The sequence below is a fragment of the Streptococcus mitis genome (genome assembly GCF_023110375.1).
Lineage (GTDB): Bacteria > Bacillota > Bacilli > Lactobacillales > Streptococcaceae > Streptococcus > Streptococcus mitis_CI.
In genome coordinates this window covers 1-13,093 of record NZ_JALDVV010000019.1, presented here as the reverse complement: position 1 = coordinate 13,093, position 13,093 = coordinate 1, and the positions used below count along the sequence as shown (strand labels likewise).

The 13,093-nt window shown below is 40.0% G+C and carries 12 protein-coding genes; 11 read left to right on the top strand and 1 reads right to left on the bottom strand.

All coding sequences use genetic code 11. The features are described from left to right. The first annotated feature begins 116 nt into the window (after positions 1-116). From guaA to M1G12_RS09330, 10 genes are all read left to right on the top strand, one after another. Complete coding sequence (gene guaA / locus M1G12_RS09375; RefSeq protein WP_084952950.1) at positions 117-1,679, top strand: glutamine-hydrolyzing GMP synthase; 1,563 nt, start codon at positions 117-119, stop codon at positions 1,677-1,679. 242 nt (positions 1,680-1,921) lie between these two features. Next, positions 1,922-3,208 (top strand): peptidase U32 family protein, encoded by a 1,287-nt coding sequence (locus tag M1G12_RS09370; RefSeq protein ID WP_084952949.1) that lies wholly within the window; start codon positions 1,922-1,924, stop codon positions 3,206-3,208. A gap of 314 nt (positions 3,209-3,522) precedes the next feature. Next, entirely contained in the window at positions 3,523-3,723 is a 201-nt protein-coding gene (locus M1G12_RS09365; protein ID WP_001054558.1) for a F0F1 ATP synthase subunit C, read from the top strand. A 33-nt stretch (positions 3,724-3,756) separates the two neighbouring features. Then, a complete protein-coding gene (atpB, locus tag M1G12_RS09360) occupies positions 3,757-4,467 on the top strand; it encodes a F0F1 ATP synthase subunit A (RefSeq protein ID WP_084952947.1) in 711 nt (236 codons plus the stop codon). 13 nt (positions 4,468-4,480) lie between these two features. Continuing rightward, on the top strand, positions 4,481-4,975 hold the full coding sequence (gene atpF / locus M1G12_RS09355; RefSeq protein WP_247949808.1) for a F0F1 ATP synthase subunit B: 495 nt from the start codon (positions 4,481-4,483) through the stop codon (positions 4,973-4,975). Beyond that, a complete protein-coding gene (locus M1G12_RS09350) occupies positions 4,975-5,511 on the top strand; it encodes a F0F1 ATP synthase subunit delta (RefSeq protein ID WP_247949807.1) in 537 nt (178 codons plus the stop codon). The genes atpF and M1G12_RS09350 overlap by 1 nt, the downstream gene beginning before the upstream one ends. A 14-nt stretch (positions 5,512-5,525) precedes the next feature. Beyond that, entirely contained in the window at positions 5,526-7,031 is a 1,506-nt protein-coding gene (gene atpA / locus M1G12_RS09345; RefSeq protein ID WP_000996629.1) for a F0F1 ATP synthase subunit alpha, read from the top strand. 15 nt (positions 7,032-7,046) lie between these two features. Further along, positions 7,047-7,925: a F0F1 ATP synthase subunit gamma gene (locus M1G12_RS09340; protein WP_000301224.1), complete on the top strand. Its 879-nt coding sequence runs from the start codon at positions 7,047-7,049 to the stop codon at positions 7,923-7,925. An 84-nt stretch (positions 7,926-8,009) separates the two neighbouring features. Continuing rightward, the gene (gene atpD, locus M1G12_RS09335) at positions 8,010-9,416 is read left to right on the top strand and encodes a F0F1 ATP synthase subunit beta (protein WP_247942596.1); all 1,407 of its coding nucleotides are present in this window, start codon (positions 8,010-8,012) and stop codon (positions 9,414-9,416) included. A gap of 10 nt (positions 9,417-9,426) precedes the next feature. Beyond that, positions 9,427-9,846 carry a F0F1 ATP synthase subunit epsilon gene (locus tag M1G12_RS09330; protein WP_084952943.1) on the top strand — a complete coding sequence of 140 codons (420 nt, stop codon included), beginning with the start codon at positions 9,427-9,429 and terminating at the stop codon, positions 9,844-9,846. A 44-nt stretch (positions 9,847-9,890) separates the two neighbouring features. Here the strand turns inward: M1G12_RS09330 and M1G12_RS09325 are convergent, their stop codons facing one another. Continuing rightward, on the bottom strand, positions 9,891-10,904 hold the full coding sequence (locus M1G12_RS09325; protein ID WP_247949806.1) for a lactonase family protein: 1,014 nt from the start codon (positions 10,902-10,904) through the stop codon (positions 9,891-9,893). Between the two features lie 196 nt (positions 10,905-11,100). Between M1G12_RS09325 and M1G12_RS09320 the strand changes: the two genes are divergently transcribed. Further along, positions 11,101-13,056: a peptide ABC transporter substrate-binding protein gene (locus tag M1G12_RS09320; protein ID WP_247949805.1), complete on the top strand. Its 1,956-nt coding sequence runs from the start codon at positions 11,101-11,103 to the stop codon at positions 13,054-13,056. Positions 13,057-13,093: the final 37 nt, after the last annotated feature.

Genomic DNA, 13,093 nt, shown 5'->3' with positions numbered 1-13,093 from the left:
CTCTATTGTACCCCAATAAACTAGAAAAAGTCAATCTTAGCCTTGTTTAGTTGGTAATTCGGCCTTATTTGTGATAGAATATTGGAAAAAGATATTTCTTTTGAGAAAGGAAAAAGATGAGCAACATTTCAACTGATTTGCAAGATGTAGAAAAAATCATCGTATTGGACTATGGTAGCCAATACAACCAGCTGATTTCACGCCGTATCCGTGAGATTGGTGTTTTTTCAGAACTAAAGAGCCATAAAATTTCAGCTGCTGAAGTTCGTGAAATCAATCCTGTAGGAATCATACTTTCAGGTGGTCCAAACTCTGTATACGAAGATGGTTCATTTGATATTGACCCAGAAATCTTCGAACTTGGAATTCCAATTTTGGGAATCTGTTACGGTATGCAGTTATTAACCCATAAACTTGGAGGAAAGGTTGTCCCTGCAGGTGATGCTGGAAATCGTGAATACGGTCAATCAACTCTTACACACACACCATCAGCTCTTTTTGAATCAACACCTGATGAACAGACTGTTCTGATGAGCCATGGTGATGCGGTTACTGAAATTCCTGCTGACTTTGTTCGTACAGGTACATCAGCTGACTGCCCATACGCAGCCATCGAAAATCCAGATAAACACATTTACGGTATCCAATTCCACCCAGAAGTTCGTCATTCTGTATACGGTAATGATATCCTTCGTAACTTTGCCCTTAACATCTGTAAGGCTAAAGGCGACTGGACAATGGATAACTTCATTGACATGCAGATTCAAAAAATCCGTGAAACAGTCGGTGACAAACGTGTCCTTCTTGGTCTATCAGGTGGTGTTGACTCATCTGTCGTTGGAGTTCTTCTCCAAAAGGCTATTGGCGATCAATTAATCTGTATCTTCGTAGACCACGGTCTTCTTCGTAAAGGTGAAGCAGATCAAGTTATGGATATGCTTGGTGGTAAGTTTGGTTTGAATATCGTCAAAGCAGATGCTGCTAAACGTTTCCTTGATAAACTTGCTGGCGTTTCTGACCCTGAACAAAAACGTAAAATCATCGGTAACGAGTTTGTCTATGTATTTGATGACGAAGCAAGCAAGCTCAAAGATGTGAAATTCCTTGCTCAAGGCACCTTATATACAGACGTTATCGAATCTGGTACAGATACAGCTCAAACTATCAAGTCACACCACAACGTGGGTGGTCTTCCAGAAGACATGCAGTTTGAATTGATTGAACCATTGAACACTCTTTATAAAGACGAAGTTCGTGCCCTCGGTACAGAGCTTGGTATGCCAGACCATATCGTATGGCGCCAACCATTCCCAGGACCAGGACTTGCTATCCGTATTATGGGTGAAATCACTGAAGAAAAGCTAGAAACAGTTCGTGAATCAGACGCTATTCTTCGTGAGGAAATTGCTAAAGCAGGTCTTGACCGCGATATTTGGCAATACTTCACTGTTAACACAGGCGTTCGTTCAGTCGGTGTTATGGGTGACGGTCGTACTTATGACTATACGATTGCAATCCGTGCTATCACTTCTATCGATGGTATGACTGCTGATTTTGCCAAAATTCCATGGGAAGTACTTCAAAAAATCTCAGTACGTATCGTAAATGAAGTGGATCATGTTAACCGTATCGTCTACGATATCACAAGTAAACCACCTGCAACAGTTGAGTGGGAATAGTCATCTAAGGATTCATTTATGTATTTTTACTAGCCAGTATCTTTGGATACTGGTTTTTGATTTCCTAGACTTTTTGACTACTTGTTAAAACTAGGTTAATTTTCGACAGTTTAATAGTTATTATGTAAATCTTAAAAGATTAGAATTATCAAAACAATCTGTCTAGGCTTGATTTTATGGCTTATTTACTATAAAATGAGAAGGAAAAACGTCAAACTTTTATATTGCAAATAGGAGAAAACATGACAAAAACATTAAAACGTCCTGAGGTTTTATCACCTGCAGGGACTTTAGAGAAGCTAAAGGTAGCTGTTCAATATGGAGCAGATGCTGTCTTTATCGGTGGTCAGGCCTATGGTCTTCGTAGCCGTGCCGGAAACTTTACTTTCGAACAGATGGAAGAAGGTGTCCAGTTTGCTGCCAAGTACGGTGCCAAAGTCTATGTAGCTGCCAATATGGTTATGCACGAAGGAAATGAAGCTGGTGCTGGTGAGTGGTTCCGTAAACTGCGTGATATCGGGATTGCAGCAGTTATCGTATCTGACCCAGCCTTGATCATGATTGCAGCGACTGAAGCACCAGGTCTTGAAATCCACCTATCTACCCAAGCAAGTGCAACTAACTATGAAACCCTTGAGTTCTGGAAAGAACTGGGCTTGACTCGTGTCGTTTTGGCGCGTGAGGTTTCGATGGAAGAATTAGCTGAAATCCGCAAACGTACAGATGTTGAGATTGAAGCCTTTGTCCACGGAGCCATGTGTATTTCTTACTCTGGTCGTTGTACTCTTTCAAACCACATGAGTATGCGTGATGCTAACCGTGGTGGTTGCTCTCAGTCTTGCCGTTGGAAGTATGATCTTTATGATATGCCATTTGGGAAAGAACGTAAGAGCTTGAAAGGGGAAATCCCAGAAGAATTTTCAATGTCAGCTGTTGACATGTCCATGATTGACCATATCCCAGATATGATTGAAAATGGTGTGGACAGTCTAAAAATCGAAGGACGCATGAAGTCTATTCACTATGTTTCAACAGTAACTAACTGTTATAAGGCTGCTGTTGATGCTTATCTAGAGAGTCCAGAGAAGTTTGAAGCTGTTAAGCAAGACTTGATTGATGAGATGTGGAAGGTTGCCCAACGTGAATTAGCAACAGGTTTCTACTACGGTACACCATCTGAAAATGAGCAGTTGTTTGGTGCTCGTCGTAAAATTCCTGAGTATAAGTTTGTCGCTGAAGTGGTTTCTTATGATGATGCGACACAAATAGCAACTATTCGTCAACGGAATGTCATTAACGAAGGCGACCAAGTTGAGTTTTATGGCCCAGGTTTCCGTCATTTTGAAACGTATATCGAAGATTTACATGATGCCAAAGGCAATAAAATTGACCGCGCTCCAAATCCAATGGAACTCTTGACTATCAAGGTTCCACAACCTGTTCAAGCTGGAGATATGGTTCGAGCTCTCAAAGAAGGACTTATCAATCTTTATAAAGAAGATGGCACCAGCGCCACAGTTCGTGCTTAATAAGCGTGCAGGAGACGAAAGCTTTCTAGTTGCTTTCCCTTTAATCCTACTTACTAAAAGAACATTAGGTTAAAGAAAATATATTAATTTCCATCCGAGATTTCATCTCGGATTTTTCATTATTTTTCAGAAAGACCTAGATAATGGACGGATTTATTACAAGTTTTTTCCAAAGTTTTCTATATAATAGACTTAAAAATAGTAAAATTGTAAATAATTTTCATTAAACGCTTTCAACGTAAGTAAAAAGTTGACAAATCCAATTTTTAGGACTAGACTAAGTAAGTAAATTTTAATTAAAAGGAGAATTCGTCATGAATTTAACGTTTTTCGGTCTATGTCTTGCCTGTATGGGTGTATCTCTTGGTGAAGGTTTGTTGATGAACGGTTTGTTGAAATCAGTTGCTCGCCAACCAGATATCATCTCAGAACTACGTAGTTTGATGATCCTAGGGGTTGCCTTTATTGAAGGTACTTTCTTCGTTACTCTTGTCTTTTCATTTATCATCAAATAAAAGAAGTATAAATTGAAAAAGGGAGGATTTTAGATGGAAGAAAGTATTAATCCAACCATCAATATTGGTCCTGTTACCTTTAATTTAACCATAGTAGTTTTGACTTTGTTGACTGTAGCACTTATTTTTGGCTTTATTTATTGGGCAACTCGAAATATGACTTTGAGACCCACAGGAAAACAAAATGTATTAGAGTATTTATTTGATTTTGTCGTTGGATTTACAAAATCAAACCTTGGTCCAATGATAAAGGATTATTCTCTCTTTTATTTCTGTTTATTCCTATTTATGGCCATTGCAAATAATATTGGCTTAATGGCTAGAATTCAGACTATAGATGGTGTAAATCTTTGGACCTCACCAACAGCAAATTTGTCATTTGACTTGGTCTTGTCTTTTACAATTATCTTAATGACACACGTAGAAGGAATTCGTCGTCGTGGAATCAAAAAGTATTTAAAAGCATTTGTAACACCAGGTTTTATGACACCAATGAATCTCTTGGAGGAAGTTACCAATCTCCTTTCACTTGCATTGCGGGTCTTTGGTAATATCTTTGCAGGGGAAGTGATGGCAAGTATGTTAGTCCTACTTTCTCATCAGGCCTTCTATTGGTATCCTATTGCTTTTGGAACAAATCTAATCTGGACTGCATTTTCTGTTTTTATTTCTTGTGTACAAGCATATGTATTTACATTGTTGTCTTCGATGTACTTAGGAAATAAAATTAATGATGAAGAATAGAAAGGAGTAGTTTATGAATGTAACAGTAGGTGAATTACTTGGTGATTTTATACTAATCGCTGGTTCCTTTATTCTCTTGCTAGTCTTGGTTAAGAAATACGCTTGGTCAAATTTGACTAGCATTTTCGAACAAAGAGCAGAAAAAATTGCAGCAGATATTGACGGAGCTGAACAAGCACGTCAAAAAGCAGAAGTATTGGCTCAAAAACGCGAAGATGAATTGGCTGGTAGCCGTAAAGAAGCTAAGACAATCATTGAGAATGCGAAAGAAACAGCTGAGAAAAGTAAAGCTAATATTTTAGCAGATGCTAAGCTAGAAGCAGGACGCTTGAAAGAAAAAGCTAACCAAGAAATTGCTCAAAATAAAGCTGAAGCTTTACAAAGCGTTAAGGGTGAGGTAGCAGATTTGACAATCAGCTTGGCTGGTAAAATCATCGCACAAAACCTTGACGGTCATGCCCATAAAGAACTCATTGATCAGTATATCGATCAGTTAGGAGAAGCTTAATGGACAAGAAAACAGTAAAGGTAATTGAAAAATACAGCATGCCTTTTGTCCAATTGGTGATTGAAAAAGGAGAAGAAGATCGGATTTTTTCAGACTTGGATCAAATCAAGCAAGTTGCAGAAGAAACGGGCTTACCTTCTTTTTTAAAAAAAGTGGCAGTAGACGAGTCTGACAAGGAAAAAACGATTTCTTTCTTCCAAGACTCAGTGTCACCTTTATTGCAAAACTTTATCCAGGTTCTTATCTACAATCACAGAGCAAATCTTTTTTATGATATTCTTGTAGATTGCTTGAACCGACTTGAAAAAGAAACAAATCGATTTGAAGTGACGATTACGTCAGCTCATCCTTTAACTGATGAACAGAAGAGTCGCTTGCTCCCTTTGATTGAGAAAAAAATGTCTCTTAAAGTAAGGAGTGTAAAAGAACAAATCGATGAAAGTCTTATTGGTGGTTTTGTCATTTTTGCCAATCACAAGACAATTGATGTGAGTATTAAACAACAACTTAAAGTTGTTAAAGAAAATTTGAAATAGAAAGTGGTGTTCTTTTGGCAATTAACGCACAAGAAATCAGCGCTTTAATTAAGCAACAAATTGAAAATTTCAAACCCAATTTTGATGTGACTGAAACAGGTGTTGTAACCTATATCGGGGACGGTATCGCGCGTGCTCACGGCCTTGAAAATGCCATGAGTGGAGAGTTGTTGATTTTTGAAAACGGCTCTTATGGGATGGCTCAGAACTTGGAGTCAACAGACGTCGGTATTATCATCCTAGGTGACTTTACAGATATCCGTGAAGGCGATACAATCCGTCGTACAGGTAAAATCATGGAAGTCCCAGTAGGTGAAAGTCTGATTGGTCGTGTTGTGGATCCGCTTGGTCGTCCAGTTGACGGTCTTGGAGAAATCCACACTGATAAAACTCGTCCAGTAGAAGCGCCAGCTCCTGGTGTTATGCAACGTAAGTCTGTATCAGAACCATTGCAAACTGGTTTGAAAGCTATTGACGCCCTTGTACCGATTGGTCGTGGTCAACGTGAGTTGATTATCGGTGACCGTCAGACAGGGAAAACAACTATTGCGATTGATACAATCTTGAACCAAAAAGGTCAAGACATGATCTGTATCTACGTAGCGATTGGACAAAAAGAATCAACAGTTCGTACACAAGTAGAAACACTGCGTCAGTACGGTGCCTTGGACTACACAATCGTTGTGACAGCCTCTGCTTCACAACCATCTCCATTGCTCTTCCTAGCTCCTTATGCTGGGGTTGCCATGGCGGAAGAATTTATGTACCAAGGTAAGCATGTTTTGATCGTTTATGATGATTTGTCAAAACAAGCGGTAGCCTATCGTGAACTGTCTCTCTTGCTTCGTCGCCCTCCAGGTCGTGAAGCCTTCCCAGGGGATGTTTTCTACCTTCACAGCCGTTTGCTTGAGCGCTCAGCTAAAGTTTCTGATGAACTTGGTGGTGGATCTATTACAGCCCTACCGTTTATCGAGACACAAGCAGGGGATATCTCTGCCTATATCGCAACCAACGTGATTTCAATCACTGATGGACAAATCTTCCTTGGTGATGGTCTCTTCAATGCGGGTATTCGTCCAGCCATTGACGCGGGTTCATCTGTATCTCGTGTAGGTGGTTCTGCACAAATTAAAGCCATGAAAAAGGTTGCTGGTACACTTCGTATCGACCTTGCTTCATACCGTGAGTTGGAAGCCTTCACTAAGTTTGGTTCTGATTTGGACGCAGCAACACAGGCTAAGTTGAACCGTGGACGTCGTACAGTTGAAGTTTTGAAACAACCTGTTCACAAACCATTGCCTGTTGAGAAACAAGTAACCATTCTCTATGCTTTGACACATGGTTTCTTGGATACTGTTCCAGTAGATGATATTGTTCGTTTCGAGGAAGAGTTCCATGCCTTCTTTGACGCTCAACATCCAGAGATTTTGGAAACCATTCGTGATACAAAAGACTTGCCAGAAGAAGCAGTCTTGGATGCTGCGATTACAGAGTTTCTCAATCAAACCAGCTTCCAGTAAGAATAGAGGTGTCAGATGGCAGTATCTCTAAATGATATTAAAACAAAAATCGCCTCAACAAAAAATACGAGTCAAATCACTAATGCCATGCAGATGGTATCAGCTGCTAAGCTAGGTCGTTCTGAAGAAGCTGCTCGGAACTTCCAAGTATACGCTCAAAAAGTTCGCAAGCTCTTGACAGATATCCTTCATGGGAATGGAGCTGGTAGTTCAACCAATCCGATGTTGATTAGTCGCCCAGTTAAGAAGACAGGCTATATCGTCATTACTTCAGACCGCGGTTTGGTTGGAGGTTATAATTCCTCTATTCTGAAAGCCGTTATGGAGCTGAAAGAAGAATACCATCCAGACGGTAAAGGTTTTGAAATGATCTGTATTGGTGGAATGGGAGCTGATTTCTTTAAGGCTCGTGGTATTCAACCACTTTATGAACTACGTGGCTTGGCAGACCAACCTAGCTTTGATGAAGTCCGTAAGATTATTTCAAAAACTGTTGAAATGTACCAAAATGAACTTTTTGATGAACTCTATGTCTGCTATAACCACCATGTCAATACGCTAACCAGTCAAATGCGTGTGGAACAAATGCTTCCAATTGTTGACTTGGATCCAAATGAAGCAGATGACAGTTACAGCTTGACCTTTGAATTGGAAACTAGCCGAGAAGAAATTTTGGAGCAGTTGTTGCCTCAGTTTGCAGAAAGTATGATTTATGGTGCTATTATCGATGCTAAGACAGCTGAAAATGCTGCTGGTATGACAGCCATGCAAACAGCGACAGATAATGCTAAGAAAGTCATTAATGATTTGACAATTCAGTATAACCGTGCCAGACAGGCGGCGATTACACAAGAAATTACAGAAATCGTAGCAGGAGCTAGTGCCTTAGAATAGGCACTAGTCCAGCTCGTATGAAAATGAACTTAGGACCTAGTTAAGCTAGGACCGACAGTATCTTATATAGAATAGGAGAAGGAGATGAGTTCAGGTAAAATTGCTCAGGTTATCGGTCCCGTTGTAGACGTCTTGTTTGCAGCAGGGGAAAAACTTCCTGAGATTAACAATGCACTTGTCGTCTACAAAAATGACGAAAGAAAAACAAAAATCGTCCTTGAAGTAGCCTTGGAGTTGGGAGATGGTATGGTCCGTACTATCGCCATGGAATCAACAGATGGTTTGACTCGTGGAATGGAAGTATTGGACACAGGTCGTCCAATCTCTGTACCAGTAGGTAAAGAAACTTTGGGACGTGTCTTCAACGTTTTGGGAGATACCATTGACTTGGAAGCTCCTTTTGGTGAAGATGCAGAGCGTCAGCCAATTCATAAAAAAGCACCAACTTTTGATGAATTGTCTACCTCTTCAGAAATTCTAGAAACAGGGATTAAGGTTATCGATCTTCTTGCCCCTTACCTTAAAGGTGGTAAGGTTGGACTTTTCGGTGGTGCCGGAGTTGGTAAAACCGTCTTAATCCAAGAATTGATTCACAACATTGCCCAAGAACACGGTGGGATTTCAGTATTTACTGGTGTTGGGGAACGTACTCGTGAAGGAAACGACCTTTACTGGGAAATGAAAGAATCAGGCGTTATCGAGAAAACAGCCATGGTATTTGGTCAGATGAATGAGCCACCAGGAGCACGTATGCGTGTTGCACTTACTGGTTTGACAATTGCTGAATATTTCCGTGATGTGGAAGGCCAAGATGTGCTTCTCTTTATCGATAATATCTTCCGTTTCACTCAGGCTGGTTCAGAAGTATCTGCCCTTTTGGGTCGTATGCCATCAGCCGTTGGTTATCAGCCAACCCTCGCAACAGAAATGGGTCAATTGCAAGAACGTATCACTTCAACCAAGAAGGGTTCTGTAACCTCTATCCAGGCCATCTACGTGCCAGCGGATGACTATACTGACCCAGCGCCAGCAACAGCCTTCGCTCACTTGGACTCAACAACTAACTTGGAACGTAAATTGGTTCAATTGGGGATTTACCCAGCCGTTGACCCACTTGCTTCAAGCTCACGTGCCTTGGCACCTGAAATTGTTGGAGAAGAGCACTATGCAGTAGCTGCTGAAGTGAAACGTGTTCTTCAACGTTACCATGAGTTGCAAGATATTATTGCCATCCTTGGTATGGATGAACTTTCTGATGAAGAAAAGACTTTGGTTGCTCGTGCACGTCGTATTCAGTTCTTCTTGTCACAAAACTTCAACGTTGCGGAACAATTTACAGGTCAACCAGGTTCTTATGTTCCAGTAGCTGAAACTGTTCGTGGCTTTAAGGAAATCCTTGAAGGGAAATATGACCAGCTACCAGAAGATGCCTTCCGTGGTGTCGGTTCAATCGAAGACGTTATTGCTAAGGCTGAAAAAATGGGATTTTAAGAGGTGATCTATGGCACATTTAACTGTCCAGATCGTGACACCAGATGGCCTCGTCTATGATCACCATGCCAGCTTTGTATCGGTACGAACTCTGGATGGTGAGATGGGGATCTTGCCACGACATGAAAATATGATTGCGGTTCTAGCAGTTGATGAAGTAAAGGTTAAACGCATCGATGATGATACTCATGTGAACTGGATTGCAGTGAACGGAGGCGTTATCGAAGTTGCTAATGGTGTTATCACAATCGTTGCTGACTCTGCAGAACGTGCTCGTGATATCGACGTTAGTCGCGCAGAACGTGCCAAACTTCGAGCAGAGCGTGAAATTGAAGAAGCACAAGACAAACACTTGATTGACCAAGAACGTCGTGCGAAGATTGCACTGCAACGCGCCATTAACCGTATTAATGTCGGAAATAGACTATAAGAAAAAAATGAACTTGAGTTACCAAGTTCATTTTTTATGGTTTCTTAAGGGGCAAAACTGATGCAGACTGCTTCTGGTACATGGAAGTCGTTAGAAAGTTCTGCTAGACGACCGGTTTCAGGATTGCGTTTAAAGACGGTTGCATTGTCAGAGTCCTGATGGACAGCAATGACAAATTCTTGATCTGGTGTCAAATCAAAATCACGTGGAGTCTGACCATGTGTCGGAACGATTTCTAACAACTCTAAGCTACCGTCCGCAAGAATTGTATATACTGCGATAGAATCATGACCACGGTTAGAAGCATAGAGGTATTTACCATCTTTAGAGAGACGAATAGCAGCAGTACCATTAAAGCCTTTATAACCGTCTGGTAGAGTTGAAATGACTTGCATGCGTTCAAATTCGCCAACACCATCGTAGATTAAGACTTCAATAGTGCTATTGAGTTCACAAATGAGATAAGCGATTTTATAATGGTTATGGAAAATAATATGGCGTGAGCCTGCTCCTGTCTGGCTATGATAGGTATAGAGCTTAGATAATTTTCCTTCTGAATCAAGATCATAAGTAATTACTTGGTCAGTACCTAAGTCGCAGGTCACTAGATAGTGGTCAGGTGTTAAATCTGTAAAGTGAACATGGGGAGAAGCTTGATTCTCATGTGGACCTTGGCCACTGTGTTGATCAACATCACTAAGTAGAAGACTACCGTCTTTCTGACGTTTATAAACAAGGACCTGTCCTTTATGGTAGTTGGCTGCATAGACCAAATTACGCTTTTCATCAACGGCAACATAACAGTGGGGAGCTCCTTCTTCAACGACATGATTTAATAAGGTTCCGTCAGTTTGATAGGCTGCAATTCCCCCCTTGTCATCTTGACTACCAACAGTGTATAAATGTTGGTGCTGGTCAAAGGCAAGGTAGGTTGGACTAGGTTCAGGTGCAAAAAGTTCTAGATTTGAAAGCTGACCGGTTTCTGTATCAAAGTCTGCCTTGTAAATCCCTTGAGAAGTACGACGTGTGTAAGTTCCAAAATAAACAGTTTCTTTCATAACTTTACCTCTATATAAAGATAAGACTATTATATCACAAAAATAAGCCAATTAAAGACATCCAATTAGATGTAAGCACTTTAAAAAAATAATTGATTGGTTTTTTGAAAAATATAATAATATTGAGATTGTTTTCCTTACTTTTCTTCTTAAAAGTGCTATAATGAATCTATCAAATTATAAAAGGAGTTTGACTATGAAAAAACGTGTTTTCTTAGCAGCAGGAGTTGCTGTACTCTCGGCAGCTGTTCTAGCAGCGTGTTCATCTGGTAATGGTAATAAAGAAGCAACTAAACCAGTTACTTATGCCTATGTATTCTCATTAGATCCTACGACTCTAGATTATACTGTTTCTGGTAATAAGAGTACAAAACAGGTCACAGGTAACGTTATTGACGGCTTGCTTGAAAATGATCAATATGGGAATCTGGTTCCATCAGTTGCGGAAGATTGGACTGTTTCCAAAGATGGTTTGACTTATACTTATAAAATTCGTAAGGGTATCAAGTGGTATACCAATGAAGGCGAAGAATATGGAGAAGTTAAGGCTCAGGATTTTGTGACTGGTCTAAAACATGCAGCAGATAAGAAATCAGAAGGACTTTATCTTGTACAGGATTCTATCAAAGGATTGGATGACTATGTAAATGGGAAAACAACGGATTTTTCTACTGTTGGTGTAAAAGCAACAGATGATTATACTGTTGTTTACACTTTGAACCATCCAGAATCTTTCTGGAATTCTAAGACAACGATGGGAGTTCTAGCTCCAGTAAGTGGAGATTTTTTGGCTTCTAAAGGAGATGATTTTGGTAAAGCTACTGATGTAACAAGCATTCTCTACAATGGGGCTTTCCTTCTTAAGGGACTTACCTCTAAATCTTCTATCGAAATGACCAAAAATCAAAACTACTGGGATAAACAAAATGTCTTTATTGATGATATCAAGTTATCCTTCTTTGATGGTCAAGATGCAGACTCCCTAGGACGCGGTTTTGATGAGGGACATTATCCAGCTGCGCCTCTCTTTAAAAACTCTGCCAACTATGAACGTCTAAAAGAAAAGTACAAGGATAATATTGTATACAGTCAACAAAGAGGTGGCGTATTCTATATGTCTACTAATATTGATCGTGTGTCATACAATCATACTGCTAAAACAAGTGATGCAGAGAAATCATCTACTAAGAAAGCTTTATTAAACAAAGATTTCCGTCAAGCCTTGGCATTTGCTGCAGATCGTAAAGCAGCTGTTTCTCAGGTGTTTGGGGATGAAGTGGCGCCTCGTAAATTACGTACAAGTTTCACTCCTCCAACATTTGTACAAGTTGGAGACCAATCGTTTGGTCAAGTAACTAAGATAGAATTGGATAAATTGGATAATGTCTGGAAAGATGTCAGTCTTGATGATGCGCAAGATTCACTTCATAATGTAGACAAGGCTAAAACTAAGTTTGAAGCTGCTAAGAAAACTCTTCAAGCTGATGGAGCCCAGTTCCCAATTCATTTAGATCTTCCAGTTTCATCTACTCAGACAGATTTTATTCATCAAGCTCAGTCTTATAAGCAATCCATTGAAGAAGCGCTGGGTTCTGAAAATGTAGTTGTTGACATTCAGCAGGTTTCTGATGATGAATTGGGAAGCATGACTGTTCTAGCGACATCAAATAATAATGTTGATTGGGACATTAATGTTAATAGTGGTTGGAGTCCAGATTATGCAGATCCATCAACCTATCTAGATGTATTTGATCCAACTTCAGGTCCAAGTCTCCTAAGCTCTCTTGGTGTAGCACCAGGAACAGACAATTCAGTCATTAAAACAGTTGGATTGGATAAATACAAAGAATTGATTGATGATGCAAATAGTGAAAAAATAGATCTGCAAAAACGTTATTCTAAATATGCTAAGGCTCAAGCTTGGTTAACAGATAGTGCTCTGGTTATTCCTGTACACTCAGACGGTGCCCAAATGCTTGTAACGAAGAAAGTATTAGGCAGTGGTGCTGATGGTTGGGTTGGTGACAAAACAGGCGACAACAGTTATAAATATCTTAAACTCCAAGATAAGATTGTCACTTCTAAAGAAATGGATGAGTTCCGCAAGAAATTTGGGCTCTTTGTCAACTGTAGTGGGTTGAATAAAAGCTAAGATCTAGAAAGGACGAAATTTGTCCTTTCTTTTTTGA

Excerpts from the sequence above, each read along its gene's own strand:
- M1G12_RS09370 (WP_084952949.1), top strand. The coding sequence starts at position 1,922 with ATGACAAAAACATTAAAACGTCCTGAGGTTTTATCACCTGCAGGGACT.
- atpB (WP_084952947.1), top strand. The coding sequence starts at position 3,757 with ATGGAAGAAAGTATTAATCCAACCATCAATATTGGTCCTGTTACCTTT.
- M1G12_RS09325 (WP_247949806.1), bottom strand. The coding sequence starts at position 10,904 with ATGAAAGAAACTGTTTATTTTGGAACTTACACACGTCGTACTTCTCAA.
- guaA (WP_084952950.1), top strand. The coding sequence starts at position 117 with ATGAGCAACATTTCAACTGATTTGCAAGATGTAGAAAAAATCATCGTA.
- M1G12_RS09350 (WP_247949807.1), top strand. The coding sequence starts at position 4,975 with ATGGACAAGAAAACAGTAAAGGTAATTGAAAAATACAGCATGCCTTTT.
- M1G12_RS09320 (WP_247949805.1), top strand. The coding sequence starts at position 11,101 with ATGAAAAAACGTGTTTTCTTAGCAGCAGGAGTTGCTGTACTCTCGGCA.
- M1G12_RS09365 (WP_001054558.1), top strand. The coding sequence starts at position 3,523 with ATGAATTTAACGTTTTTCGGTCTATGTCTTGCCTGTATGGGTGTATCT.
- M1G12_RS09330 (WP_084952943.1), top strand. The coding sequence starts at position 9,427 with ATGGCACATTTAACTGTCCAGATCGTGACACCAGATGGCCTCGTCTAT.
- atpF (WP_247949808.1), top strand. The coding sequence starts at position 4,481 with ATGAATGTAACAGTAGGTGAATTACTTGGTGATTTTATACTAATCGCT.
- atpD (WP_247942596.1), top strand. The coding sequence starts at position 8,010 with ATGAGTTCAGGTAAAATTGCTCAGGTTATCGGTCCCGTTGTAGACGTC.
- M1G12_RS09340 (WP_000301224.1), top strand. The coding sequence starts at position 7,047 with ATGGCAGTATCTCTAAATGATATTAAAACAAAAATCGCCTCAACAAAA.